Below are 22,954 nucleotides of genomic sequence, written 5' to 3' on the forward strand. Positions count from 1 at the left end.
ACCGAACGGTCCGCGAGCCGCTTCGCGGCGGTCTCCAGGCCTTCGAACCGGTGCGCAAGGTCATTCGCGAACTTTAACCCGCACCCTCGATAAACCGGCCCAAACCCGGGGAGTGAGGATGGCACCGATGAACGCGAACGAAACCCCCGCCCGCCGCCGCTCCCGCAGGCAGGAGACCCGCCTCTGGCGCGTCCCCGTGGTCCGGGTCGAGCGGATCACCCCGCACATGGCGAGGATCACGGTCCAAGGCGCCGAGTTGGCCGACCTCGCCGGCGCCGGGACCGACCAGAACGTGATGCTCTACTTCTACCCCGACGACATCGTGCTGCCCGAGCCGCTGACGCTCGAATCCGCGCGCGGCCTGTGGTCGCAGGTTCGCCCGCTGACCCGCACGTACACGATCCGCAGGCACGACCCGGCGACCAACGAGGTCGACTTCGACTTCGTCCTGCACGGTGACTCAGGCCCCGCGTCCGCATGGGCGGAGCGGGCCAAGGTCGGCGACGAACTGATCTTCGTCGGCCCCTCGCCCGCCTACCAGCCCGACCCCGCCGCCGACTGGTACCTGCTCGCGGGTGACGAGACCGCGCTGCCCGCCATCACCGCCATCCTGGGCGCGCTCCCGGAGGGCAAGCCCGCGCTGGCCTTTGTCGAGGTCGCCGACGCCGCCGAGGAGCACCCCGGCCACGCCATCACCTGGCTGCACCGCGACGGTGTGCCCGCGGGTGAGAGCACGGTCCTCGTCGACGCCATCCGGGCCGCGGAACTGCCCGATGGCCTGCCCGAGGTGTGGATGGCGGGGGAGCGCACCGCGATGCTCGCCGTCCGCGCCCACCTGCTCGACGAACGCGGCTACCCGAGGCAGCGTGTGCGGCCCACCACATACTGGCGGCGGGGCGAGAGCGGCAACTGAGGAACTTCTCAGTAGGCACGGCCGTTTGTCTTCCGGACCCAACAGGAGCTTTACATCGGGGAGGCGACAACGTGCACTGGCATGGCAACGGGCTCAAGACCGCCCTGCTGCTGGGTGGCATGAGTACGCTGATCCTGCTGGTCAGCTCCCTGTTCGGGCGCACCGCGCTGATCATCGGCGGCGGTGTGGCGGTCCTCTTGAGCCTCCACGCCTTTGTCAACTCGGACAAAATTGCACTCCGCGTGATGCGCGCCCGACCGGTCTCCCAGGCCGAGCACCCGGCGCTGTACCGAATCGTCGCGGAGCTGGCCACGGCCGCCCGCCAGCCGATGCCGCGCCTCTACCTAAGCCACACCCTGGCCCCCAACGCCTTCGCCACCGGCCGCAACCCACGCACCGCGGCGATCTGCTGCACCACCGGCTTGCTGGACTTGCTCGACGAACGTGAACTGCGCGGCGTCCTCGCCCACGAGCTGTCCCACGTCTATAACCGCGACATCCTCATCTCCTGCGTCGCGGGTGCGTTGGCGGGAGCGGTCAGCATGATCGCCGGCATCGCCATGATCACCGGCTTCTTCGGCGACGATGACGACGACAACCCGATCGCCCTGCTCGTGGTGGGCATGCTCGGCCCGGTCGCCGCCACCATCGTCCGCATGGCGGTAAGCCGCTCCCGCGAGTACCAGGCCGACGAATCCGGCGCGAAACTCACCGGGGACCCACTGGGCCTCGCCATGGCCCTGCGAAAGCTGGACGCGGGAACCCGAGCCGCACCACTGCCCGCTGAGCCCGCCTTGGTCTCCCAGTCACACCTGATGATCGCGAACCCGTTCCGCGCCAACGCCCGCTTCGCCCGCAGGTTCACCACGCACCCACCCATGGACGACCGCATCGCCCGCCTAGAGGCAATGGCCAAGGCCTAGTGCCGGTTGGGGGATGTGCGGGGCGATAGCGGTCTAACGAGCCCCAGCAGCCTTGGCCACGGCCATCACGTACTCCCCATACCCCGACTTCGCCAGCTTCTCGCCCAGGGCGTAGCACTCGTTCGCCGTGATGAACCCGCGCTCCAGCGCGACCTCCTCAAGACAAGCCACCCGTACCCCCGTCCGGTGCTCCAAGACCTGCACGAACTGTCCCGCCTCCAGCAGCGAGTCGTGCGTCCCGGTGTCCAGCCACGCGAACCCGCGCCCCAGGTCCACGAGCGTGGCCCGTCCCTGCCGCAGGTACTCCAGGTTGACGTCGGTGATCTCCAGTTCCCCCCGAGCCGACGGGCGGAGGTTCTTGGCGATCTTGACGACGTCGTTGTCGTAGAAGTACAGCCCGGTGATGGCCCGGTTCGACTTGGGCTTCGCCGGTTTCTCCTCGATCGACACCAGCCTGCCCTCGGCGTCGACCTCGCCGACGCCGTAGCGCTCCGGGTCCTTCACGCGGTAGCCGAACAGCACGGCGCCGTTCAGCGTCGCCACGCTTTCCTGCAGCTGGTGGGAGAAGCTCTGCCCGAAGAAGATGTTGTCGCCGAGGATCAGCGCGACCGGGTCGTCGCCGATGAACTCCTCGCCGATGATGAAGGCCTCCGCCAGCCCGTTGGGCTCCGGCTGCACCGCATAGGTGAACCGCACACCCAGTTGGCTGCCGTCGCCGAGCAGCCGCTCGAAGTTGGGCAGGTCGGTGGGGGTCGAGATGATCAGGATGTCCCGGATCCCGGCCAGCATCAGCACCGACAGCGGGTAATAGACCATGGGTTTGTCGTAGACCGGGAGCAGCTGCTTCGACACCGCTTGGGTGATCGGATGCAGCCGCGTCCCGCTTCCTCCGGCGAGGATGATGCCCTTCATCGCGGCTCCTGTCGTGTCTCGTCCAGCATCGAGCCTTGGCCGCTTTCGTTTACCGCTTTCGCCCGCAATGTGAGCAAATCGCGCCGCAGCGCGCACGCCCGGTGGAACCGCGACCGGTCGCGCAACGCCAGCGCGACATTGATGGACCGCATCACGAAGGAGAGCCGACGCTCGATGTCGTCGACGTCGATGATGCCCGCGTTGTGCTCATTCATGGCGACCTCCGGCAGGGGGACGGGGTGAATCTCCACCTTGCCGCCGAGACACCCTGCCGGGGTCTCCCATCGTGCTTACCGGTAGTTCGTGAACTGCAGCGCGATCCCGAAGTCGCCGGTCTTGAGCAGGGTGATGACGTCCTGCAGGTGGTCCTTCTTCTTGCCGGTGACCCGCAGCTGGTCGCCCTGGATCTGGGCCTGGACGCCCTTGGGGCCTTCCTCGCGGATCTTCTTGGCGATCTCCTTGGCCTTCTCCGAGGTGATGCCCTGCACCAGGGTGCCGGTGACCTTGTAGACCTTGCCGGAGAGCGCGGGCTCCTCGACGTCGAACGCCTTCTGGGAGATGTTGCGCTTGATCAGCTTCTCTTTGAACACCTCGATCGCCGCCGCGCAGCGTTCCTCGGTGTCGGCCTGGAAGGTGATCGCCTCGTCACCGCTCCAGCTCACCTGGGCGCCGGTGTTGCGGAAGTCGAACCGAGTGGACAGTTCCTTCGCGGCCTGGTTGAGCGCGTTGTCCACCTCCTGCCGGTCGACCTTGCTCACCACGTCGAAAGACGGGTCCGCCACGTGTCTCGCACCTCCACATCAGGGGTTCTGGTGGCCTGGATGCTACCGCCGCGGGGCACTGGGGGTACCGATTGGAACCCGGTGGAGGGGGTTGGGTATTGTTCCCCCCGTCCAGCGGCGCTGGACGAACCCGGCGGGTTGCCCGAGCGGCCAATGGGAGCGGACTGTAAATCCGTCGCGAAAGCTTCGAAGGTTCGAATCCTTCACCCGCCACATCACCGAAACAAGCCTATGACCTGTGCGAACGGTCATAGGCTTGTTTCGTTCTGCCGGGTCCGCGGCTGTTGGCCACCGGCCCGGCCAATTTCCTCTTATGTCACCAACCGGCCCGCTGAATTAAGGCGGGCCCGGCCGCATCCCTGCAAATGCGGCCGGACCCGGTCCCCATCGCGCGCGAGGGCAGCGCGATCGGGTGGTGCCGCCGGGCCTTTAACTTCCCGGCGGACGTTTCTTAATTTCAGCCCCCACGGATCGTCGCTGAAATTCTATGAATTACTGGTGTCCGCGAAGCGTCGGGCAGGATGTCGCCCGGCGAATGCGGGGTCGGGAGTCCCCATCGAGGATGCGTTCGCCCGCGGTCCCGCCGCAGGACGCCCCTGCCGGCCAGTGGCGGGACCGTGACCTTTGCGTTCCCCGGATATGCCGGATGCGGCCACACGTTGCTCTCTTTGGACCGAATGTCTGCGGCCATTTGTCGCACTTTCCGGCCGACGCGCTCGGTGTCGACCTGGTGTCACCCGAAAGATGGACGTGTACCACCATGCTCTGTGACTAACTTTCCATTCCTGACTCCGGGAGGGAGTAATGGTGTTGTCTTCGAAAATTAAGCGTCTTTTGCTAGTCGGGCTGTCAATACTGTCTATTACGGTGTCGGCGCCCAGTGCGGTCGCCGATGATGGCCGAAATCGCGGGGACCGGCCGGATACGGCGAAGCCGGTACCCGGCCGCCCTGATCCGAACGCGCCCTGGCTGGAAATGATCCCGGACGATGGGAAGGATCGTCCAGGCGCCACGACCCAGTACTCGGTCATGGCCAGCTACCTGCCGTTCAACTTCTCGTACGACTTCTCCACGAGCCTGGCTTCCCGCTCGTTCTGGCCGTCGTACGACGGCACCGCCTGTGTGAACCTCCGCGCGACCGGCAGCACGGACCCGAGCTACTGGTGGCGCGAGCTCAAGGTCGAGATGTGGAACGCCTACGGCGTCGACACCCGCATCGGCCTGCCCGTCCGGTACAAGCTCGACGGGTACTACTACGGGTACTGCTGGCACGGCCTCAACCCGTACAACGAGCACTACTTCCGCCTGACCAAGGACTGGGGACCCTCCAGAGTGTGGGGCGACGGCTGGGCGTCGCCGAACTGATCCGGTATGGCGGGGGTGGGGCTGGCGCCCCACCTCCGTCGCGGTTGTAAGTCTGTTCATCGCTGCCTGACCCGCATCGCGGTCGTGACCGTGTTCGGGTCGACCATCCGCTCGACGGCCCGGCGGTCCGCGGCGATCCTGCCCAGGTTGACCACCAGGTCCCCGTTGGCCAGCACCAGCCGGTTGCCGGGCAGCACGTCTCCCGGCCCGGTGGCCTCGAAGGTCAGCACCCCGGCCCGCTCGACCAGGTCGCCGGGAATGGTCGACCGGGCGATCTGGACCGTGCCGATGGAGCCCAGCCCCGTGAGCCTGGTGTCCACCGTCCCGTCCGACCCGCTGACCACACCGACCAGCCCTTCCGGGGTGACGATCAAGTCACCCGGGCGGACGTCGCCCATCGCCTTGGTGGTCTGCCCCGACGTCGTCAGCGTCACCGGCTCGACACCCGCGTCGGTCAGGGCAGGCGCCAGCCGCACCGAAATCGGCGCCAGCGCGGCCACCTCGACGGTCGAATTCCACGCCGCCACCCCGGACTGGCCGATGAGCCAAGCGACGCCGTCCGGCGCGATCGGCTGTCCTTCCTCGAGCTGCATGTCGTACATCAATGACTGGAACTTGATCGCGGTCGCCCCCGGCGTGGCCAGCGCGAAGCCGAGCGCCCCACCGCCGCGCAGTTCCTCGTCGCCCGACGCGGGTTTGGCCACGACGAAGCCCACGGCCCGCTGGCCCGGCTCCACCGTCGCCACCGACCGCAGGAACAGCTTCGTCTCGTCGGCGACGCCATGGATGCTGACCGCGCTGGTCACGAAGGCCACCTGGCTGCGTCCCGAGTCCAGTGGCGCCGACATGGCGATGACCACCATGCCCGCCGACCGGTCTTTGCGATTGCCCGCGTAGATCGTCCGCACCGGCCCGCTCGGCCCGTTCGGCCCGGCGGCACGCCAGATCGCCTCGGCCCGTTCGTGCAGCGCGATGTCACCCGTGAGGTTGCCCCGCAGCGGCCACTCGATCACCGGCGCGGCGGGCGCCGTCATGTCCGGTTCGGCGGGTCGCCAGCTCACGACGAACGCGCCCGCCACCGCGATCAGCACCACGGCCAACGCCGCCACTATCTGCACCGTGTGCTGCCGCTGTTCCCGCCTGCGGGTGTGCACCCTGCGCAGCATCCGGTCGACCTGATCGACGTGCGCGTGCACGTCCATGGCCCCCAGTTCGTGGCGGAGCCGGGCCACGGTCCGGTCCTGCTCGTCCGCGATCATGCCCACCTCCTCACTGGCGAGGGGACTGCCGTCGCGTGTTCCACGGCCCCCGCCTTCCACGTTTCCCTGACCTTCGCCAGCCCCCGGCTGGTCAGTGATTTGACGGTGCCGACCGAACACCCCAACTCGACCGCGGTCTGCGCCTCGGTCAGATCCAGCCAGAACCGTGCGACCACGGCGGCCCGCTGGCGCGGCGGCAGGATCTGCAGGACCGCGAGGACGTGTTCGCGGGCCACCACGGCACCGGCGAAGTCCTCGAGGTCCAGCTGTCCGGCGATCTCGTCGAGCGTCGCCAGCGGTTTGCGCTTGGCCGAGCGCAGAAACTCGTGGTAGATCGCCTTGCGGGCGTAGGCCACCGCGTTGTCCGCGGGGACCTTGCGCCATCTCTTAAGGCAGCGCACCAGCGCTTCCTGCAGGACCTCTTCGGCGTCCCAGCGGCGACCGGTGAGCATCACGGCGTACCGCAGGAGCTGGTCGTACCGCTCCCGGACGAACCCGTCGAAATCCAGGTCCTCCCGCACGCCGCCACCCCCCATCCGCCGCCGATTTCCGTCCCGATCCACCCCCTAGACCGTGGGGAGTGCCGAAAGGTTGCCGCGATCGTCGAACTTTCCCCGATCGGACCCACGACCGCTACCTTCTGGCCCATGACGACGGTGAATCCGCTGGTCGCCCGCACTGTCGCCCAAGGGCTCGCGGGCCGCCGCCCGGCGTCGACGGTCGACGCCGTGCGCCGGGTCGTGGCCCTGCAGGCGCAGGACGTCCGGGCCAACCGGCTCGCCGTCCGCGCCCGGACCGACGGCCTCACCCGCGCCGAGGTCGACACCGCGGTCGCCGCCGGGGACGTGGTCCGCACCTGGGCGATGCGCGGGACCTTGCACATGCTCGCCGCCGAGGACGTCGGCTGGGTCGTCGCGCTGCTCGGCCCGCGATTCGCCCACGGCCTGCGCGGGAGACGGTCCCGGCTCGGCCTGGACGACGACCTCTCCGCCCGCGGCGCCGAGGTGATCGCCGACGCCGCCGTCAAGCCGCGGACGCGGGCCGAACTGGTCGAGACCCTGCGGGCCGAGGGCATCGACCTGGACCCCGGCACCCAGGCGCCCGCGCACCTGATCGCCTACGCCGCGATGACCGGCCTGATCTGCCGCGGCCCCGATCGGAGTGACGACGAGCCGACCTACGTGCGGTTCGGCGATCTCCCCGCGGTGGACGAGCCGCGCGCGCTGACCCGGCTCGCGGGGCGGTATCTCGCGGGCCACGCGCCCGCCACCGCCGAGGACTTCGCCACCTGGTCGGGACTGCCGCTGGGGAAGGCCCGAGCCGCGTTCAAGGACGCCGAGGAACCGCCCGCGCCCACCGATCCCGGCCGGACGGTCCGGCTGGTCGGCCACTTCGACGCCTACCTGTTGGGTTACCGCGAGCGGCCGGTGCCCGCCGAGCACGCGCGCAAGCTCCAGGCGGGTGGCGGGTTCGTCATGCCCGCGGTCCTGGTCGACGGCCGCGCGGTCGCGACCTGGCGCCGGATCCGCGGCAAGATCGAAATCGACCCGTTCGGGAGGCTCCCGGAGGGCATCGGTGACGCCGTCGAGGCCGAGATCGCCGACATCGCGAGGTTCCTCGAGGACTGACCGCCGTCCTGAACTGAGAACTCGTTGTCCTGAACGTCGAACTCAGTTGCCTGAGGGGGCGACTCGCTTGCCTGGCGGGGGGACTCGCGGGGTGGGGAAGGTGGGGCGGCGGAGCCAGGTGGTCCAGAGGGGGCGGTAGCCCATGGCGTACCAGAACGGGGTCGAGTACGGGTTGGGCAGAGCGTGGTGCAGGAGGGTCACCGGCACGCCCGCGGCGTCGATGACGGCGTGCGCGTGGGCGGTGAGGGCGGCGCCGATCCCGCCGCCACGCTCGGACTCGACCACGCCGAGACACCCGAGGTAGCCCGTGGTGGGCGCGGCGACGTAGCGGCCCGCCCAGTTCGACACCGGCGGCAGCTGGATGTGGACGATCCCCACCACCCGGCCGGCGCGCTCGGCCAGCCACACCAGGGGCCCCGGCTGGGACAGCAGGAACACGAGCTGGTTGCGCAGGACCTCCTCGGTGCTGTCGCGCGGCGTGATCTTGCCGAAGGAAGCGTCGAAGCGCACCACCGTCAGGTTCAGCTCGGTCGCCACCGCCAGGTCATCCGCGGTCGCCGCCCGGATGCGGACACCCGGGTCGCCCGCCTGCCCGCCGCGGCCCGCCTTGCGCACCGCGAGCACGCTGCACGGCACGAACCCGCGGTGCACCAGCGCCGACACCGCCTCGGTGTCGCGACTCGGCAGCTCGACCACCGCCGCGGAGTCGCTGTCCCCCGGCGTGACCGTATCCTTGATCAAGTCCAGCCACCGGTCCAGCAGCGCGCCGAGAGTGCCTGCCCGGTCGCCGCCCGCCAGCCGGACGTCCAGGTTGTGCGTGCGCGCGGGCTCCCAGCTCCGGGCCGCCAGCCCCACGGGCAGGTGCTGGAACCAGCTCACCGCCTCCCCGCCGTCGACCGAGAGCCGCGTCCCTTCCCGCAACTCCGCGGGGACGGGCAGCAGGGGATCCGACGCGCTGACGCGGGCGGCGTGCTCGGCGATGATCGCGGCAGGGTCCACGCCGCCCATCAAAGCGCAGGGGGAGGGGTCACCCGCACGGGGTGCCCGTGTCATCCATCGGTAATCCGCCGATCACGTCGGACAGTGCCCACGCGCACGTCACGGTCGGCGCAGTGTCATCAACCTGCCGGGGATGTGGTCGGATCACGGTGTCTGCGGGTAACTAGCACACGTGCCTCTTTCGCCTGATCGGGGTACAGTCAGCTAGCCGTCGGGGGACCCGCCATGTGCGGGGTACACCAACCGGGCCCACCATCGGCCGTCCGAGGAGGTTGCATGCCGGACCACTCAGGAGCGGCCGAACCGGTGGCGACACCGTCGTCGCCACCTGCTGAAATCCCTCAGTCTGAAATCCCTCAGTGGCCTGCCGAGGATCCGGCGCCGAACCGGCGCTTCCTGGTTTTCTCCCTCCTGGTTCTCGTCTCGGCCGTCACCGCCGCCTGCCTGGTGTCGTGGTGGCTTCCCTCGTATCCGCGCCCGCAGCTGATCTGGATCGGCCTGCTGCTCGCGCTCGGGTTCCTGATCGCCGAACAGCTCGCGATCAACATCGACGTCCGCAGCGGGGTGTCGTGGTCGATCTCCTTCTGTGAGATCCCGTTGGTCATCGGCCTGTTCGTGGCGCCGTTCGAAGTCGTCCTCGCCGCCCACCTGGCCGCCGGTGTCGGCACGCTGCTCGTGCGCCGGGTCCATGACCGCATCCTCTACAACGCGGGCGCGATGATCTTCGAGATCTGCTCCGCGTTCGCCACCCTCACCCTGGTCAACCAGTTGCTCGGCGGCTTCGGACCCTCATGGGCCGGAGTGATCGCGGGCGCGCTCGTCGCACCGCTGTCGAGCACCCTGCTCGCCCTGGTGTGCGTGCGCGTCCTCGGCCGCCGGATGCGCGTCGGCGCGGCCGTCCGCCTGGTCCTGCGCACCCTGGTCCTCGGCATGGTCAACGCCTCCGCGGGCGTGATCGGCTACCAGGTCGCGGTGCACGCCGAGTCCGGCGCGCCGCTGTTGGTCCTCGCGCTCAGCGGCCTGTCCGCCCTCTACCTCGCCTACTCCGGGATGCTGCGCGAACAGCGCGACCTCGAAGCGCTCTCGGAAGTCAGCCTCATCGTCGCCCGCGCCGGGCACCAGGCCGCCGCGAAACCGTCGCTCGGCGTCAGCGAGTCCGCGCGCGTCGAACAGAGCACCGACGACGAGTGGCAAGTCATCGCCGACCGGATCAAAGACCAGCTCGGCGCGGCCCGCGTCGTGCTGCGCCTGCGGTTCGACGCCCAGCAGCCGCTGCACACTGTCGTCTCCGGTGAAGACCTCCCGGCCGAGATGTACGGCGTCGACGCCACCGGCGCCCGCGCCGACGCGCTGCTGCGCCTGCCCGGCTCGCAGGTCCGCCACTTCCGCCGCGGCGACGCGGCACCCGAGATCCGCCACGCGCTGATGCGCCGCGGCGCCGACGAGGCCCTCGTGGTCCCGCTGCGCAGCGGCAGCCACCTCCTGGGCATCGTCGAGGCGCACGACAAGCTGTCCCGCTGGCGCGGCTTCGGCAGGCCCGACGTGCGGCTCATCGGCACCATGGCCAGCCACCTCGCGACCGCCATGGACAACCGCAGGCTGCTCGCGACCCTGCGCCACGACGCCTACCACGATCCGCTGACCGGCCTGCTCAACCGCCTCGGCTTCCGTCGGGCCGCGGGCGACCAGCTGCGCCGCCACCCCGGCTCCGTGGTCCTGCGCATCGACCTCGACGTGCTCGCCACCGTCAGCGACGCCCTCGGCTACGCGTGGAGCGACCGGATGGTCGTCGCCGCGGGCCGCAGGCTGCGCGACGAACTCGGCTCCGCCGTGGCCCTGGCCCGGCTCGAGGGCGGCGCCTTCGCCGCGCTCCTCGTCGACACCGACGACGACCGCGCCCACGCCATCGCCGAACGCCTGCGCGCGTCCGTCGCCGCGCCGTACCCGGTAGACCGGCTCACCGTCGAGGCGGGCTCGGTCGTCGGCTACTCGACGCCGAAGTCGCTGGAAGGCGAGAGCCTCGCCGCCGACGTCGACGTCGACTCGCTGCTGCAGCGGGCCGACGTCGCGCTGCGGGCCGCGCGGTCCAGCGGCGACAACGTCCGTGTGTACCTGCCCACCATGGGCCAGATCTTCCTGCGCCGCTTCCAACTCGTCACCCAGTTCCGGCAGGCCCTGGAGACCGGGCAGGTCAAGGTCCACTACCAGCCGAAGGTCGCGCTGCCCAGCCGCCAGGTCCTCGGCGTCGAGGCGCTGGTTCGCTGGCGCCACCCCGAGTTCGGCAACCTCGACCCCGACGAGTTCGTCCCCGCGGTCGAGGCGGCGGGCCTGATCGACGCGCTGACCGGGTTCGTGATGGACCAGTCCCTCATCCGGGTCCGCAAGTGGCTCGACCGGGGTCTGCGGATCTCCGCCGCGGTCAACCTGTCGGTGCGCAGCCTCGACGACGCCGCGTTCCCCGACCGGGTCGCCGAAGCGCTCGACCGGCACGGTGTGCCGCCGGAGCTGCTCACCCTGGAGCTGACCGAGTCCGGCGTCATGGCCGACCCGCAGCGGGCCCTTCCGGTGCTGCGCAGGCTGCACGCGCTCGGTGTCGTGCTCGCCGTGGACGACTTCGGCACCGGCTACTCGTCGCTGGCCTACCTGCGGCAGCTGCCGGTCGACGAGGTGAAGATCGACAAGAGTTTCGTGCTCGGCATGGGCACCGACCTCGGCGACCACGCGGTGGTCCGCTCGATTGTCGAACTCGGCCACTCGCTCGGCCTCACCGTGGTCGCCGAAGGCGTCGAGGAAGACGTCGCGCGTGATCAGCTCGCGGCCATGGGCTGTGACGTCGCGCAGGGCTACTTGATCTCCCGCCCGCTGTCGGAAAGTCGGCTGGAAGCGTGGCTGCAGGCCAGAACCATGCAGGCCAAGGGCTTGCGCGACGAGACCGTGTTGACCTTGCTCTCGTGATCCCACCCCCGGTTTTGGAGCTTTCCGGACTGCTGTGTAAAGTTACGCCCGTCCCCAGGGACAAGCCCCTTTAGCTCAGTCGGCAGAGCGTCTCCATGGTAAGGAGAAGGTCTACGGTTCGATTCCGTAAAGGGGCTCGACAGATCGGCCGCGTTGCACCGAGATATCCTTGCGGTGTGTCGCGGCTTGATCCATGTCAAAGCGGTGTAGCTCAGCTGGTAGAGCAAGCGGCTCATAATCGCTGTGTCGCCGGTTCAAGTCCGGCCACCGCTACGCGATGGGTCTGAACCCCCACCCGATTTGGGTGGGAACCTGGGCTGGGAAATGGCCCGCCTGGTTGTGATGTGAGAAAGGTACTGCTGTGGCTTCGACGGACGTGCGGCCCAAGATCACGTTGGCGTGTGAGAGCTGCAAGCACCGGAACTACATCACCAAGAAGAACCGGCGTAACGACCCGGATCGCCTGGAGATGAAGAAGTTCTGCCCCAACTGCAAGGCTCACCAGCTCCACAAGGAAACTCGCTGACGCGGGTCCCAAGACTGATCACCGAAGACCGCCCTACCCGCTGGTAGGGCGGTCTTCGGCATCTGCGGACAACCTCTTGGGTAACCTTCGCCGGTGGCCTTGGATCAATCATTTGTCGGGCGGTCGTATCCGCCGTCGCCGGTGTACGAGGTAAGTCGGGAGAAGATCCGCGAGTTCGCCCAGGCGATCGGGGACTCGAACCCGCTCTTCGTCGATGTCGAGGCCGCGCGGGCCGCCGGATATCCGGATGTGATCGCGCCGCCGACCTTCACCACCATCGTGAACCTCGCCGCGATCAACATGATCGTCAGCGACCCCGAACTCGGGCTGGACTACAGCCGGATGGTGCACGGGGACCAGCGGTTCACCTACCACCGCCCGCTCGTCGCCGGCGACCAACTCGTCGTCACGGGCTACGTCGACAACATCATGAGCCGCGCGGGCAACGACTTCATCACCCTGCGGGCCGAGATCGCCGACGCGAACGGCGACCCGGTCGTCACCGCCAAGGCCCAACTCGTCGTGCGCGACGCCGAGGAGGCGGGCGAATGAGCACCCCACAGGTCGGCGACCCGCTGCCGACGATCGAGGTCACCCTCACCCGCGCCGACCTGGTGCGCTACGCCGGGGCCGCGCTCGACTTCAACCCCATTCACTGGAACGAGCGCTTCGCCCGCGAGGTCGGCCTACCCGACGTGATCGCCCACGGGATGCTGACCATGGCCATCGCGGCCCGCGTGGTGAGCGACTGGGGCGGCGAGCTGGTCGACTACTCAGCGCGGTTCACCCGGCCCGTCGTCGTGCCCGACGACGACAAGGGCGCGCTGGTCGAGGTGTCCGGCAAGGTCGGCGCGGTCAACGACGACGGCACCGTGCGGATCGACCTGACCGCGAAGTTCGACGGGAAGACCGTGCTCGGCAAGCCGGTGGCGGTGCTCCGACCGCGTTCATGAGCTGTTTCAGCGAAGGTCACCGCAAGCCATTGCGGTGACACCTGGACGAGTGCAGGCTGGGCACGCTTCGTGACCGTCGCTACACGCTCCAGGAGGATGTTCGTGGCCGTGAACCTGAACAAGCTGGTCGACAAGGCGTATGAGGACAAGAGCCTGGCCGAGTTGCTCGACGCTCCGCCCTCGGCGCTGGAGGGTCTGACCGCCAAGCACGACGAGCTGCTCGCCGAGCTGGGCATCAAGTCCGTCGCCGACCTGGCGAAGTGGAAGTACGCCGAGCGCGCGTCCGCCATCGCCGCCCTGGCCCCCTTCCAGGCCTGAGCACAACCGCGCAGGGGAGCCCCGACCGGGCTCCCCGCGTGCGGTTCATCTAGATTTCACAGGGTGACGGCCTCAGAAATGATCTCCTTCGCCCGCGGCGCCCCCTCCCTCGACATCATCGACGTCGACGGCCTCAAAGCTGCCGCGGACGCCGCACTCACCACCGACCCCGGCGGCGCGCTGGGCTACGGCACGGCAGTGGGCTACGTCCCGCTGCGCAAGTACCTCGCCGACCTCCACGGCGTGCCGGTCGAGCAGGTGCTGGTCACCAACGGCTCGATGCAGGCCGACGCGTTCCTCTTCGACGAGCTGGCCAAGCCCGGTCAGCCGGTCATCGTCGAGCGCCCGACCTACGACCGCACGCTGCTGGGCTTGCGCGGCCGCGACGCCGACGTGCGCCCGGTGTCCCTCGACGTCGACGGAATCGACACCGACGAGCTGGCCGCGCTGCTCGAAGGCGGCCTGCGCCCGACGTTCGCGCACATCATCCCCAACTTCCAGAACCCGGCCGGCTACACGCTGAGCCTGGCCAAGCGCAAGCGCCTGCTGGAGTTGGCCGAGCAGTACGACTTCACGATCTTCGAGGACGACCCGTACCGGCTGATCCGGTTCGCGGGCGAGGCGCTGCCCTCGATGCTGGAGCTCGACGAGGGCCGCGGCCGCGTCGTGTTCGCCAGCTCGTTCTCCAAGACCGTGGCGCCGGGGACCCGCGTCGGCTACCTGGTCGGGCCGGCCGAGCTGATCGGCAAGATCCGGGTGCGCGCGACCAACACCTACATCTCGCCGAACATGCTCGCGCAGGCGATCGTCCACCAGTTTTGCGTCAGCGGCGGCATGGAGCGCTCCATCGCCACGGTGAACGCGGCCCTGGCGGAACGGGTCCAGGTGCTGTGCGCCGCGCTGGAGAAGCACATCCCGGAGGCCAAGTTCACCGCCCCCGAGGGCGGCTACTTCATGTGGGTCGAGCTGCCCGATGGTGTGGACGTGGCGAAGCTGCTGCCCGCCGCCGAGGAGCGCGGTGTGACGTTCGTCAAGGGCACCGACTTCCTCATCGAGGGTGGTCAGTCGACCCTGCGCATGGCCTACTCCGGCGTGCGGGTGGACCAGATCGAGGACGGCATCACCCGGCTCGCCGACGCCCTGAAGTCACTTCAGGTCGCCGCGGGCTGAGCCCACGGCCGGGCTCGGGGTACTCGGTTGCGGTACCTCGGGCCCGGTGCCGTATGCTTCCGTGCTTGAACGCCCTGACGCTCCCCGCTTGGCTAGAGTGGGGATAGTCAAAGGCGTCCGAACGCGGTCCAGCGGCTCGCTGGTGGGCAGCGAAGGGGTGTAGCTCAATTGGTAGAGCAGCGGTCTCCAAAACCGCAGGTTGCAGGTTCAAGTCCTGTCGCCCCTGCGTTTGACGTCCAGCCCGGGTGAACCTCCGGCTGGGCGGTGAATACACACCGAGTTGGAGGAACTGGCGTGGCCGAGGACAAGGAACGGGAAGAGGGGCAGCAGGAGCGCCCTTCTCGTCCGGTCACCGCCGCTGCGCGGCGGGAACGCCGTGGCACGGCTCGCCCGGCCGCCCGTAAGGACGCGGACAGCAAGCCGGACCGGGCGAAGGCCCGGGCTGCGAAGTCCGGCGCCAAGGCCGACTCCGACGCGGCCGACCGCAAGGGTCGGCCCACCCCTGCCAGGGACCGCAAGGAGTCGAAGGGCTCGATCTTCGCCCGCATCTCCCGGTTCCTTCGCGAGGTCGTGGCCGAGCTGCGCAAGGTCATCTGGCCGACGCGCAAGCAGATGATCACCTACACCACCGTGGTGCTGGTGTTCGTGGCCTTCATGGTCGCCATCATCTCGGGCCTCGACCTGGCTCTCGGCAAGGGCGTGTTCTGGCTGTTCGGCTGAGCTTGCGCCCAGCGGGGCGCGCCGGTCGAATATGCGGAATACGTGTTGTATGAAAGGAAGCGAGACCAACTGTGACCTCCGAGAACGGCGCCGCGGGCGGCAGTGAGCTGACCAGCCTCACCGACGACGAGGTTGTCACCCCGTCGCCGGAAGGCTCGGAAGTCGACGTCGTGCCCACCGAAGCCACCGAGTCGGACGCCGTGGAGAACGCCGAGGCCGAGACCACTGCGGAGTCCAAGGAGTCCGACGAGGACACCGCGCGCGCTCAGGCTGACGCCGCCCCGATCGACGAGGCCCCCGCCGATCCGGCCACCGAGATGCGCGACGCCCTGCGCCGCGCCCCGGGTGACTGGTACGTCGTGCACTCCTACGCGGGCTACGAGAACAAGGTCAAGACCAACCTCGAGACCCGCATCCAGACCCTCGACATGGAGGACTTCATCTTCCAGGTCGAGGTGCCGACCGAAGAGGTCACCGAGATCAAGAACGGCCAGCGCAAGCTGGTGCAGCGCAAGGTGCTGCCCGGCTACATCCTGGTCCGCATGGAGCTCAACGACCCGTCCTGGTCCGCGGTGCGCAACACCCCGGGTGTGACGGGCTTCGTGGGCGCCACCTCCAAGCCGTCCCCGTTGACCATCGACGACGTGCTGAAGTTCCTCCTGCCGCAGGTCGAGGAGTCCAAGCCCGCGAAGGGTTCGGCGGCGCAGTCGCGCGGCCCGCAGGTCGAGGTGGACTTCGAGATCGGCGAGTCGGTCACCGTCATGGACGGCCCGTTCGCCACGTTGCCCGCCACGATCAGCGAGGTCAACGCCGACGGGCAGAAGCTGAAGGTCCTGGTGTCGATCTTCGGCCGGGAGACTCCGGTCGAGCTGTCGTTCACTCAGGTCTCCAAGATCTGACCGGTCCGACCACCGGACCGGCCGGCCACCCGGGCGCAGCCATTCGCCCGCGGTGAACCACGCGATAACAGGAAGCACGGAAATGCCACCCAAGAAGAAGAAGAAGCTTGCAGCGATCATCAAGCTGCAGATCAAGGCAGGCCTGGCCAACCCGGCCCCGCCGGTCGGCCCCGCGCTGGGCCAGCACGGCGTCAACATCATGGAGTTCTGCAAGGCCTACAACGCCGCGACCGAGTCGCAGCGTGGCACCGTGGTGCCGGTCGAGATCTCCGTGTACGAGGACCGCACGTTCGACTTCAAGCTGAAGACCCCGCCCGCCGCGAAGCTGCTGCTCAAGGCCGCCGGTGTGGAGAAGGGTTCGGCTGAGCCGCACAAGACCAAGGTCGCCAAGGTGACTTGGGACCAGGTGCGCGAGATCGCCGAGACCAAGAAGGCCGACCTCAACGCCAACGACGTGGAGCAGGCCGCGAAGATCATCGCCGGCACCGCTCGCTCGATGGGCATCACGGTCGAATAAGCACCACCCGCCAGACCAAGCAAGTGTGGGAGGACCAGGCGCTGGTCCGCACCACGACTGATCCGTAACGCCGGGGACGGTTTCCTGCCCCAGGTGTGCAATGAATGTGAAGGAACAGCAATGGCAAAGCGCAGCAAGGCTTACCGTCAGGCGGCCGAGCTGGTCGACCGCGAGCGGCTCTACAGCCCGCTCGAGGCCGCCCAGCTGGCCAAGGAGACCTCCAAGGTCAAGCTCGACGCGACCGTCGAGGTCGCCATGCGGCTCGGCGTCGACCCGCGTAAGGCCGACCAGATGGTCCGCGGCACCGTCAACCTGCCGCACGGCACCGGCAAGACCGCCCGCGTCATCGTCTTCGCGACCGGCGCCAAGGCCGCCGAGGCCGAGGCCGCCGGCGCCGACGCCGTGGGCTCGGAAGACCTGATCGAGCGCATCCAGGGCGGCTGGCTCGACTTCGACGCCGCGATCGCGACCCCCGACCAGATGGCCAAGGTCGGCCGCATCGCCCGCGTCCTGGGCCCGCGTGGTCTGATGCCGAACCCGAAGACCGGCACGGTGACCCCGGATGTCACCAAGGCGGTCAACGAGATCAAAGGCGGAAAGATCAACTTCCGCGTCGACAAGCAGGCCAACCTGCACTTCGTCATCGGCAAGGCGTCCTTCGACCAGGCCAAGCTGGTCGAGAACTACGCCGCCGCTCTGGACGAGGTCCTGCGGGCCAAGCCGTCTTCGGCCAAGGGTCGGTTCCTGAAGAAGGTCACCTTCAGCACCACCATGGGCCCCGGCATCCCCGTCGACCCGGCGCGCACCCGCAACCTCCTCGAGGACGACGCGAACGCCTGATCGACAGCGACAACAAGAAAGGCCCCGCCTCGGCGGGGCCTTTCTTGTTGTGGGACAGGGAATTCAGAGCGGGAACACGGTGGCGGAGTCGAGCCGGAGGACGGCGAACTGCCCATCCTCCCCGCAGTCTTCATCGGGCCGCCCGAGTAGTTGGCTCGCGTTGTCGACCCGGGCACAGCGTGCCGCGGCACTCAGAGCAGGCCGCTGAGCCGCTGATGATCTGATTCGTCGGCAAAGTAAGCGCGGATGACGGCACTCGTGTCCGCGTACAGCACGCTCATCGGGCGTCGCGCTCCGCTTCCAGCGCTGAGCTGGCGGCGGTCCCCGCGCCGCGGGTCCCCGCCGATCACCGACTCGCGCGGCTCGGTGTGCACTGGCAACTCGTCGTCGAGACGAGTGATCATCTGCTTCACATACCGGTGATATCACTTAGGTCGACCGTGGTCGCAGTGCTGATGCTCAGCTTGTCCGCACCTTGTCCAAAGCCACCTCTGGTCGGGATCAAGCGGTAGGACATGAGGGTTCGGAAGCGAACCCCGAGATCGTCCACTGCTCGCCCCGAGCGTTCGGGATCTTGCGCAGGGTGAACTGCCCCAGCCGCGGCCCGTCCCGGACCACCATCTCGCACGAGCTGATCACCACGGTCCCGTCCGGTTTCGGAAGCATCTTGGCCACCGGCGGAAAGGTTGGCTCCGCGTAGTCATTTGCCACGCCGACCTGTTTGTTCAGCATGTGCACAGCGGCCTCGCAGTTCGCCGCCCCGAAGGCGTCCGCGAACTTCAGCGCCACCGCCTCGGTTTCGAAGCGGGTGCAGGCGTCCGGCAGGACGTCCTGGGCGATGTTGTCGTACAGCGCGCGCACCGCCTCCTTGGGCGAGGACGCGAACAGCACGGTCCGCTCGGTCTTTCCGCCGCCGGTCTCCGAAGCGGGCAGTGCCTCGTCCGGCCCACCGAGGTAATGCTGGTACGCCCACATCGCCGCCAACGCCAGCACCAGAAGGAACACCAGCCGCCGGACCCACTTGCCGAGCAGGATCCGCAGCCACGTCGGCCTGCCCCGCTTCGGCGGCGAATTCCGCTGGAACTCCTGGAAGCGCTGGAACTCCTGGAATTCGCGCCACTGCTGCTCCGGCACCGGCCCCGGCGGCATCGCCGAAGGGGACGCGGGCGGGACGAACGGCGGCGGGGTCTGGTCGGGCTGGTTTCCCCGGTCACCGGGCGCGGGGGTCAGTCCCTTGGGCTCTTCGTCGTCGGCCACCTGACCATCATGCCGTGGACCCGATTTGGAGACCGCATAGAGCACCACGTACTCTCATCGATGGTTCTACCGAAGACCGCTGGTTCCCCCGAGGCGCAAGCCGAGGAGGGCGAAGGTTCCGCGACATGCGGGCGGCCCGCGCAGGAGGACGAGGAAGTGTCAAGCGCTCGCGCGCTTTTTACGCCCCGTGCCACTGCGCCGGGGCGTTCTGCGTTTCCGGGGCCCTCGATGCCGGCGAATACCCAATGCACATCGAGAGGAGGCGACCATGGCGAAGCCTGACAAGGTGAATGCAGTCGCCGAGATCGCGGACAAGTTCCGCAACAGCTCGGCTGCCGTCGTCACCGAGTACACGGGCCTCACCGTGTCGCAGCTGACGAAGCTGCGTCGCGCTCTCGGCACTGGCACGACCTACCGCGTCGCGAAGAACACCCTCGTCAAGCGGGCAGCCGACGACGCCGGTGTGGAGGGTCTTGAAAACCTCTTCATCGGTCCGACCGGCATCGCCTTCGTCGAGGGCGAACCGGTTGACGCGGCGAAGGCCCTGCGCGATTTCGCGAAGGAAAACAAGGGTCTGGTCATCAAGGGCGGCTACATGGATGGCCGCCCGCTCACGGTGGAAGAGGTCGCGAAGATCGCGGACCTCGACTCCCGTGAGGTGCTGCTCGCCAAGCTGGCGGGCGCGATGAAGGGCAACCTGGCGAAGGCCGCTGGCCTGTTCAACGCCCCGGCGTCGCAGGTCGCCCGCCTGGCCGCTGCTCTGCAGGAGAAGAAGGCCGCCGAGGGTGCTTCCACCCCCGAGGCCGACGCTCCCGCCGAGGACGCTGTCGCAGCCGAGAGCTGAACAAACCACCCGGAAATACACCGCGCCCGTTCTACCGGGTGTGCAAGTGAAAGGAACCGCCAACATGGCGAAGCTCAGCACTGACGAGCTGCTCGACGCGTTCAAGGAAATGACGCTGCTGGAGCTCTCCGCGTTCGTGAAGCAGTTCGAGGAGACCTTCGAGGTCACCGCCGCTGCCCCCGTCGCCGTCGCCGCCGCCGGCCCTGCCGGCGCCCCGGCCGAGGCCGCTGAGGAGCAGGACGAGTTCGACGTCGTCCTCGAGTCGGCTGGTGAGAAGAAGATCCAGGTCATCAAGGTCGTCCGTGAGGTCGTCTCGGGCCTGGGCCTCAAGGAGGCCAAGGAGCTGGTCGAGGCCGCTCCGAAGGCGATCCTGGAGAAGGTCAACAAGGAGGCCGCCGAGGCCGCCAAGGAGAAGCTGGAAGCCGCTGGCGCCAAGATCTCCGTGAAGTAGTTCCTACTTCACTGTCCGAAGGGCCCGACGCTCGCGCGTCGGGCCCTTCGGCTACGTCAGGACCGGGATTCCCAGCTCATGCGCCGCCTCGGCCTGCTTCTTGTCTCTGGTGACGAGCACGATTTCGTCCCCTCCCGCGCCTTTGGCGCGCACCATCGTGATCGTTGTCAGGTGAATGGCGTCCATCGTGCGCACCGGACATCGGATCACATGCGCGCGCGAGTGGGAGCGCGCTGGGTGGGTCCAATCTGATGAGGTTGACCACGCCGCCGACGCCGCAGTCCTCATCGAACCGTTGGAGGAGATCCGATGGATCGTAGGCGCGGTTCATGCGGGCTGCCGTGGCTATCGCGCTCGCGAACTCCACTCGGGTCAGCTCGCTGGTGATCACCGGGTCTGGGCCGAACAGCAGGAGTTCGCGGAGTTCATCATGATCGGGTTCAGCAGGCAAATACGCCCGCACGACAGCGCTGGTGTCGGCGTAGAGAAAGGTCACCGGGAGTCGCGCTCCGCCGAGAGGGCTTCGCTTACCGAGGTGCCCAATACGCGACCTGCCTCGATGCGCGTGTTTGTGTTAGCTACTTCACATCCGATTTCCTGTGACAAGGGCCATCCAGGTACGTTCCCAACTCGGCGGTAACTTCGGCAGTAACCCGAAGGCCCCGCCGTCGTTGCATGGAAGACACCGTCCGCAGTCGAAGCGGCAGGTAGAACCACAGGTCGGGAGGTTCGATGGGCGCCGAGGTGGTCATCGAGGGTCTGACGAAGTCCTTCGGTAAGCAGGCCATCTGGCGGGATGTCACGTTGACCCTGCCGCCGGGTGAAGTGTCGGTCATGCTCGGGCCCTCGGGCACCGGCAAGTCCGTCTTCCTCAAGTCCATGATCGGGCTGCTCAAGCCCGACCGTGGCAAGTGTGTGATCAACGGTGTCGACATCGTCACCTGCAGCGAGGCCAAGCTCTACGAGACGCGAAAGCTGTTCGGTGTCCTGTTCCAGGACGGCGCGCTCTTCGGCTCGATGAACCTCTTCGACAACGTGGCGTTCCCGCTGCGTGAGCACACGAAGAAGTCCGAGGCCGAGATCAAGCGGATCGTCCTGGAGAAGCTTGAGCTCACGGGTCTGCAGGGCGCCGAGAAGAAGCTTCCGGGTGAGATCTCCGGCGGTATGCGCAAGCGCGCCGGGCTGGCCCGGGCCTTGGTGCTCGACCCCGAGATCATCCTGTGCGACGAGCCGGACTCCGGTCTCGACCCGGTCCGCACGGCATACCTGTCGCAGTTGCTCATCGACCTGAACGCGCAAATCGACGCGACGATCCTCATCGTCACCCACAACATCAACCTGGCCAGGACCGTCCCGGACAACATCGGCATGCTCTTCCGCAAGGAACTGGTCATGTTCGGCCCGCGTGAGGTGCTGCTGACCAGCGACGAGCCGGTGGTGGAGCAGTTCATCAACGGTCGCCGCCTCGGCCCGATCGGCATGTCCGAGGAGAAGGACGCGGCGCAGATGGCCCGCGAGCAGGCCCACGCCGACGCCGGTCACTCCGACGGCTCCGGCGACGAGGACCTGCGCGGCGTGGTCCCGCAGATCGAGCCGACCCCGGGCATGCCTGAGCGGGCCGGTGTGCGCCGCCGCAAGGACCGCGTCATGCGGATCCTGAACACGCTGCCGCACGCCGCCCAGGAAGGCATCATCGAGTCGCTGACCGATGAGGAGCGCGCCCGCTACGGCGTGCACTCGCACATGGTCCCGGCCAACGCCGCGTCGCGACCGCGGCTCGACCAGCCGACCCAGAACTTCCAGCCAGTGCAGCCGTCGCCGCGGCCGCGGCCGGTGGAGGACCAGCCGAGCGGCTTCCAGGGAGATCTGTCCGATCCTCAGGTCGCCCGCCTGCCGAAGACCACCTGGAAGCCCCCGGGCGGCGCTTCATGACCACGCGCACCGCTCCCGCGAACTTCCCCGGCGCCGGTGCGCTCCGCGAGACCGGCAGGCTGTTCGCGCTTGGGCTCGACGTCGTCGTCAACGTCTTCCGGCGGCCGTTCCAGACCCGCGAGTTCATCCAGCAGTGCTGGTTCATCGCCAGCGTGACGATCCTGCCGACCGCGCTCGTCGCGATCCCGTTCGGCGCGATCGTGGCCCTGCAGCTGGGCACCCTGATCGTGCAGCTCGGCGCGCAGTCGTTCACCGGTGCGGCCAGCGTGCTGGCGATCATCCAGCAGGCCGCGCCACTGGTCACCGCGCTGCTGGTGGCGGGCGCGGGTGGCAGCGCGGTGTGCGCCGATATCGGCTCACGCACCATCCGCGAGGAGATCGACGCGATGGAGGTGCTCGGCGTCTCGCCGATCCAGCGCCTCGTCGTGCCCCGGGTACTGGCTTGCATGTTGGTGGCGGTGCTGCTCAACGGTCTGGTCAGCGTCGTCGGCGTGATGGGTGGCTACTTCTTCAACGTCGTGCTGCAGGGCGGCACACCGGGCGCCTACCTGGCCAGCTTCTCGGCCCTGGCCCAGCTGCCCGACCTGTGGATCAGCGAGCTCAAGGCGCTGATCTTCGGCTTCATCGCAGGCGTCGTGGCCTCCTACCGCGGCCTCAACCCCAAGGGCGGCCCGAAGGGGGTCGGCGACGCGGTGAACCAGTCCGTCGTCATCACCTTCCTGCTGCTGTTCTTCGTCAACTTCGTGCTGACCGCGGTCTACCTCACGGTCGTCCCGGCGAAGGGGAGCTGA

At 68.3% G+C, this 22,954-nt stretch carries 27 protein-coding genes and 4 tRNA genes; 22 read left to right on the top strand and 9 right to left on the bottom strand.

Features of this window, described 5'->3' with window-relative positions; genetic code table 11:
* Positions 1–127 precede the first annotated feature (127 nt).
* Positions 128–913 (top strand): siderophore-interacting protein, encoded by a 786-nt coding sequence (locus ACUZ2Y_RS22760; protein ID WP_476322051.1) that lies wholly within the window; start codon positions 128–130, stop codon positions 911–913.
* A 71-nt stretch (positions 914–984) separates the two neighbouring features.
* Positions 985–1,836 (top strand): zinc metalloprotease HtpX, encoded by an 852-nt coding sequence (htpX, locus tag ACUZ2Y_RS22765; RefSeq protein ID WP_476322053.1) that lies wholly within the window; start codon positions 985–987, stop codon positions 1,834–1,836.
* Positions 1,837–1,869: 33 nt separating this feature from the next.
* Here htpX and rfbA read toward each other — a convergent pair whose 3' ends face one another.
* Genes rfbA through ACUZ2Y_RS22780 form a run of 3 tightly spaced genes read right to left on the bottom strand, consistent with a single transcriptional unit; the run spans position 1,870 to position 3,530 of the window.
* On the bottom strand, positions 1,870–2,748 hold the full coding sequence (rfbA, locus tag ACUZ2Y_RS22770) for a glucose-1-phosphate thymidylyltransferase RfbA (RefSeq protein WP_476322055.1): 879 nt from the start codon (positions 2,746–2,748) through the stop codon (positions 1,870–1,872).
* Positions 2,745–2,999, bottom strand: a complete 255-nt coding sequence (locus ACUZ2Y_RS22775) for a hypothetical protein (RefSeq protein WP_476322057.1) — start codon at positions 2,997–2,999, stop codon at positions 2,745–2,747. The genes rfbA and ACUZ2Y_RS22775 overlap by 4 nt, the downstream gene beginning before the upstream one ends.
* A gap of 39 nt (positions 3,000–3,038) precedes the next feature.
* Positions 3,039–3,530 (bottom strand): YajQ family cyclic di-GMP-binding protein, encoded by a 492-nt coding sequence (locus ACUZ2Y_RS22780; protein ID WP_091382770.1) that lies wholly within the window; start codon positions 3,528–3,530, stop codon positions 3,039–3,041.
* Between the two features lie 132 nt (positions 3,531–3,662).
* On the opposite strand from ACUZ2Y_RS22780, the gene ACUZ2Y_RS22785 reads away from it, so the two are divergent.
* Positions 3,663–3,743, top strand: a tRNA-Tyr gene (locus tag ACUZ2Y_RS22785).
* 816 nt (positions 3,744–4,559) lie between these two features.
* Positions 4,560–4,895 (top strand): hypothetical protein, encoded by a 336-nt coding sequence (locus tag ACUZ2Y_RS22790; protein WP_476322059.1) that lies wholly within the window; start codon positions 4,560–4,562, stop codon positions 4,893–4,895.
* A 56-nt stretch (positions 4,896–4,951) separates the two neighbouring features.
* Here ACUZ2Y_RS22790 and ACUZ2Y_RS22795 read toward each other — a convergent pair whose 3' ends face one another.
* Positions 4,952–6,154 carry a hypothetical protein gene (locus tag ACUZ2Y_RS22795; RefSeq protein ID WP_476322061.1) on the bottom strand — a complete coding sequence of 401 codons (1,203 nt, stop codon included), beginning with the start codon at positions 6,152–6,154 and terminating at the stop codon, positions 4,952–4,954.
* Positions 6,151–6,675: a sigma-70 family RNA polymerase sigma factor gene (locus ACUZ2Y_RS22800; protein ID WP_476322063.1), complete on the bottom strand. Its 525-nt coding sequence runs from the start codon at positions 6,673–6,675 to the stop codon at positions 6,151–6,153. Before ACUZ2Y_RS22800 ends, ACUZ2Y_RS22795 begins: the two co-directional genes overlap by 4 nt.
* Positions 6,676–6,801: 126 nt before the next feature.
* Here ACUZ2Y_RS22800 and ACUZ2Y_RS22805 point away from each other — a divergent pair, with 126 nt between their 5' ends.
* Positions 6,802–7,782 carry a winged helix DNA-binding domain-containing protein gene (locus tag ACUZ2Y_RS22805; protein ID WP_476322065.1) on the top strand — a complete coding sequence of 327 codons (981 nt, stop codon included), beginning with the start codon at positions 6,802–6,804 and terminating at the stop codon, positions 7,780–7,782.
* Between the two features lie 42 nt (positions 7,783–7,824).
* On the opposite strand, the gene ACUZ2Y_RS22810 is transcribed toward ACUZ2Y_RS22805, so the two are convergent.
* Positions 7,825–8,781 (bottom strand): GNAT family N-acetyltransferase, encoded by a 957-nt coding sequence (locus ACUZ2Y_RS22810; protein ID WP_476322067.1) that lies wholly within the window; start codon positions 8,779–8,781, stop codon positions 7,825–7,827.
* A 276-nt stretch (positions 8,782–9,057) separates the two neighbouring features.
* Here ACUZ2Y_RS22810 and ACUZ2Y_RS22815 point away from each other — a divergent pair, with 276 nt between their 5' ends.
* The 13 genes from ACUZ2Y_RS22815 (at position 9,058) to rplA (ending at position 17,679) form a co-directional block, all read left to right on the top strand.
* Positions 9,058–11,736, top strand: a complete 2,679-nt coding sequence (locus ACUZ2Y_RS22815; protein ID WP_476322069.1) for a putative bifunctional diguanylate cyclase/phosphodiesterase — start codon at positions 9,058–9,060, stop codon at positions 11,734–11,736.
* A gap of 64 nt (positions 11,737–11,800) precedes the next feature.
* Positions 11,801–11,873, top strand: a tRNA-Thr gene (locus ACUZ2Y_RS22820).
* 63 nt (positions 11,874–11,936) lie between these two features.
* Positions 11,937–12,009 (top strand) — tRNA-Met (locus tag ACUZ2Y_RS22825).
* Positions 12,010–12,097: 88 nt separating this feature from the next.
* On the top strand, positions 12,098–12,262 hold the full coding sequence (gene rpmG / locus ACUZ2Y_RS22830; RefSeq protein ID WP_476322071.1) for a 50S ribosomal protein L33: 165 nt from the start codon (positions 12,098–12,100) through the stop codon (positions 12,260–12,262).
* A 93-nt stretch (positions 12,263–12,355) separates the two neighbouring features.
* Complete coding sequence (locus ACUZ2Y_RS22835) at positions 12,356–12,814, top strand: FAS1-like dehydratase domain-containing protein (protein WP_476322073.1); 459 nt, start codon at positions 12,356–12,358, stop codon at positions 12,812–12,814.
* Positions 12,811–13,215 (top strand): MaoC/PaaZ C-terminal domain-containing protein, encoded by a 405-nt coding sequence (locus tag ACUZ2Y_RS22840; protein ID WP_476322075.1) that lies wholly within the window; start codon positions 12,811–12,813, stop codon positions 13,213–13,215. The genes ACUZ2Y_RS22835 and ACUZ2Y_RS22840 overlap by 4 nt, the downstream gene beginning before the upstream one ends.
* 96 nt (positions 13,216–13,311) lie before the next feature.
* Positions 13,312–13,533 carry a hypothetical protein gene (locus tag ACUZ2Y_RS22845; protein WP_476322077.1) on the top strand — a complete coding sequence of 74 codons (222 nt, stop codon included), beginning with the start codon at positions 13,312–13,314 and terminating at the stop codon, positions 13,531–13,533.
* Between the two features lie 63 nt (positions 13,534–13,596).
* On the top strand, positions 13,597–14,703 hold the full coding sequence (locus ACUZ2Y_RS22850) for an aminotransferase-like domain-containing protein (protein WP_476322079.1): 1,107 nt from the start codon (positions 13,597–13,599) through the stop codon (positions 14,701–14,703).
* A gap of 153 nt (positions 14,704–14,856) precedes the next feature.
* Positions 14,857–14,929, top strand: a tRNA-Trp gene (locus ACUZ2Y_RS22855).
* A 68-nt stretch (positions 14,930–14,997) separates the two neighbouring features.
* Positions 14,998–15,423 carry a preprotein translocase subunit SecE gene (secE, locus tag ACUZ2Y_RS22860; RefSeq protein ID WP_476322081.1) on the top strand — a complete coding sequence of 142 codons (426 nt, stop codon included), beginning with the start codon at positions 14,998–15,000 and terminating at the stop codon, positions 15,421–15,423.
* 71 nt (positions 15,424–15,494) lie between these two features.
* Complete coding sequence (gene nusG, locus ACUZ2Y_RS22865) at positions 15,495–16,322, top strand: transcription termination/antitermination protein NusG (protein WP_476322083.1); 828 nt, start codon at positions 15,495–15,497, stop codon at positions 16,320–16,322.
* Between the two features lie 82 nt (positions 16,323–16,404).
* Positions 16,405–16,839 carry a 50S ribosomal protein L11 gene (rplK, locus tag ACUZ2Y_RS22870; RefSeq protein ID WP_476322085.1) on the top strand — a complete coding sequence of 145 codons (435 nt, stop codon included), beginning with the start codon at positions 16,405–16,407 and terminating at the stop codon, positions 16,837–16,839.
* 120 nt (positions 16,840–16,959) lie between these two features.
* Positions 16,960–17,679, top strand: coding sequence for a 50S ribosomal protein L1 (gene rplA / locus ACUZ2Y_RS22875; protein ID WP_476322087.1), 720 nt, complete (start codon positions 16,960–16,962; stop codon positions 17,677–17,679).
* 191 nt (positions 17,680–17,870) lie between these two features.
* Here the strand turns inward: rplA and ACUZ2Y_RS22880 are convergent, their stop codons facing one another.
* Together ACUZ2Y_RS22880 and ACUZ2Y_RS22885 are read right to left on the bottom strand one after the other, a co-directional pair.
* Positions 17,871–18,092 (bottom strand): hypothetical protein, encoded by a 222-nt coding sequence (locus ACUZ2Y_RS22880; RefSeq protein ID WP_476322089.1) that lies wholly within the window; start codon positions 18,090–18,092, stop codon positions 17,871–17,873.
* Positions 18,093–18,180: 88 nt separating this feature from the next.
* Entirely contained in the window at positions 18,181–18,936 is a 756-nt protein-coding gene (locus ACUZ2Y_RS22885; protein ID WP_476322091.1) for a hypothetical protein, read from the bottom strand.
* A 268-nt stretch (positions 18,937–19,204) separates the two neighbouring features.
* Between ACUZ2Y_RS22885 and rplJ the strand changes: the two genes are divergently transcribed.
* Positions 19,205–19,780, top strand: coding sequence for a 50S ribosomal protein L10 (rplJ, locus tag ACUZ2Y_RS22890; RefSeq protein WP_476322093.1), 576 nt, complete (start codon positions 19,205–19,207; stop codon positions 19,778–19,780).
* A gap of 64 nt (positions 19,781–19,844) precedes the next feature.
* Positions 19,845–20,231, top strand: a complete 387-nt coding sequence (gene rplL / locus ACUZ2Y_RS22895; RefSeq protein WP_476322096.1) for a 50S ribosomal protein L7/L12 — start codon at positions 19,845–19,847, stop codon at positions 20,229–20,231.
* A 51-nt stretch (positions 20,232–20,282) separates the two neighbouring features.
* On the opposite strand, the gene ACUZ2Y_RS22900 is transcribed toward rplL, so the two are convergent.
* Complete coding sequence (locus ACUZ2Y_RS22900; RefSeq protein ID WP_476322099.1) at positions 20,283–20,417, bottom strand: hypothetical protein; 135 nt, start codon at positions 20,415–20,417, stop codon at positions 20,283–20,285.
* 546 nt (positions 20,418–20,963) lie between these two features.
* Between ACUZ2Y_RS22900 and ACUZ2Y_RS22905 the strand changes: the two genes are divergently transcribed.
* Together ACUZ2Y_RS22905 and ACUZ2Y_RS22910 are read left to right on the top strand one after the other, a co-directional pair.
* Complete coding sequence (locus ACUZ2Y_RS22905; RefSeq protein WP_476322101.1) at positions 20,964–22,163, top strand: ABC transporter ATP-binding protein; 1,200 nt, start codon at positions 20,964–20,966, stop codon at positions 22,161–22,163.
* Positions 22,160–22,954: an MlaE family ABC transporter permease gene (locus tag ACUZ2Y_RS22910; RefSeq protein WP_091382700.1), complete on the top strand. Its 795-nt coding sequence runs from the start codon at positions 22,160–22,162 to the stop codon at positions 22,952–22,954. Before ACUZ2Y_RS22905 ends, ACUZ2Y_RS22910 begins: the two co-directional genes overlap by 4 nt.

The organism is Actinokineospora sp. UV203 (genome assembly GCF_056323665.1).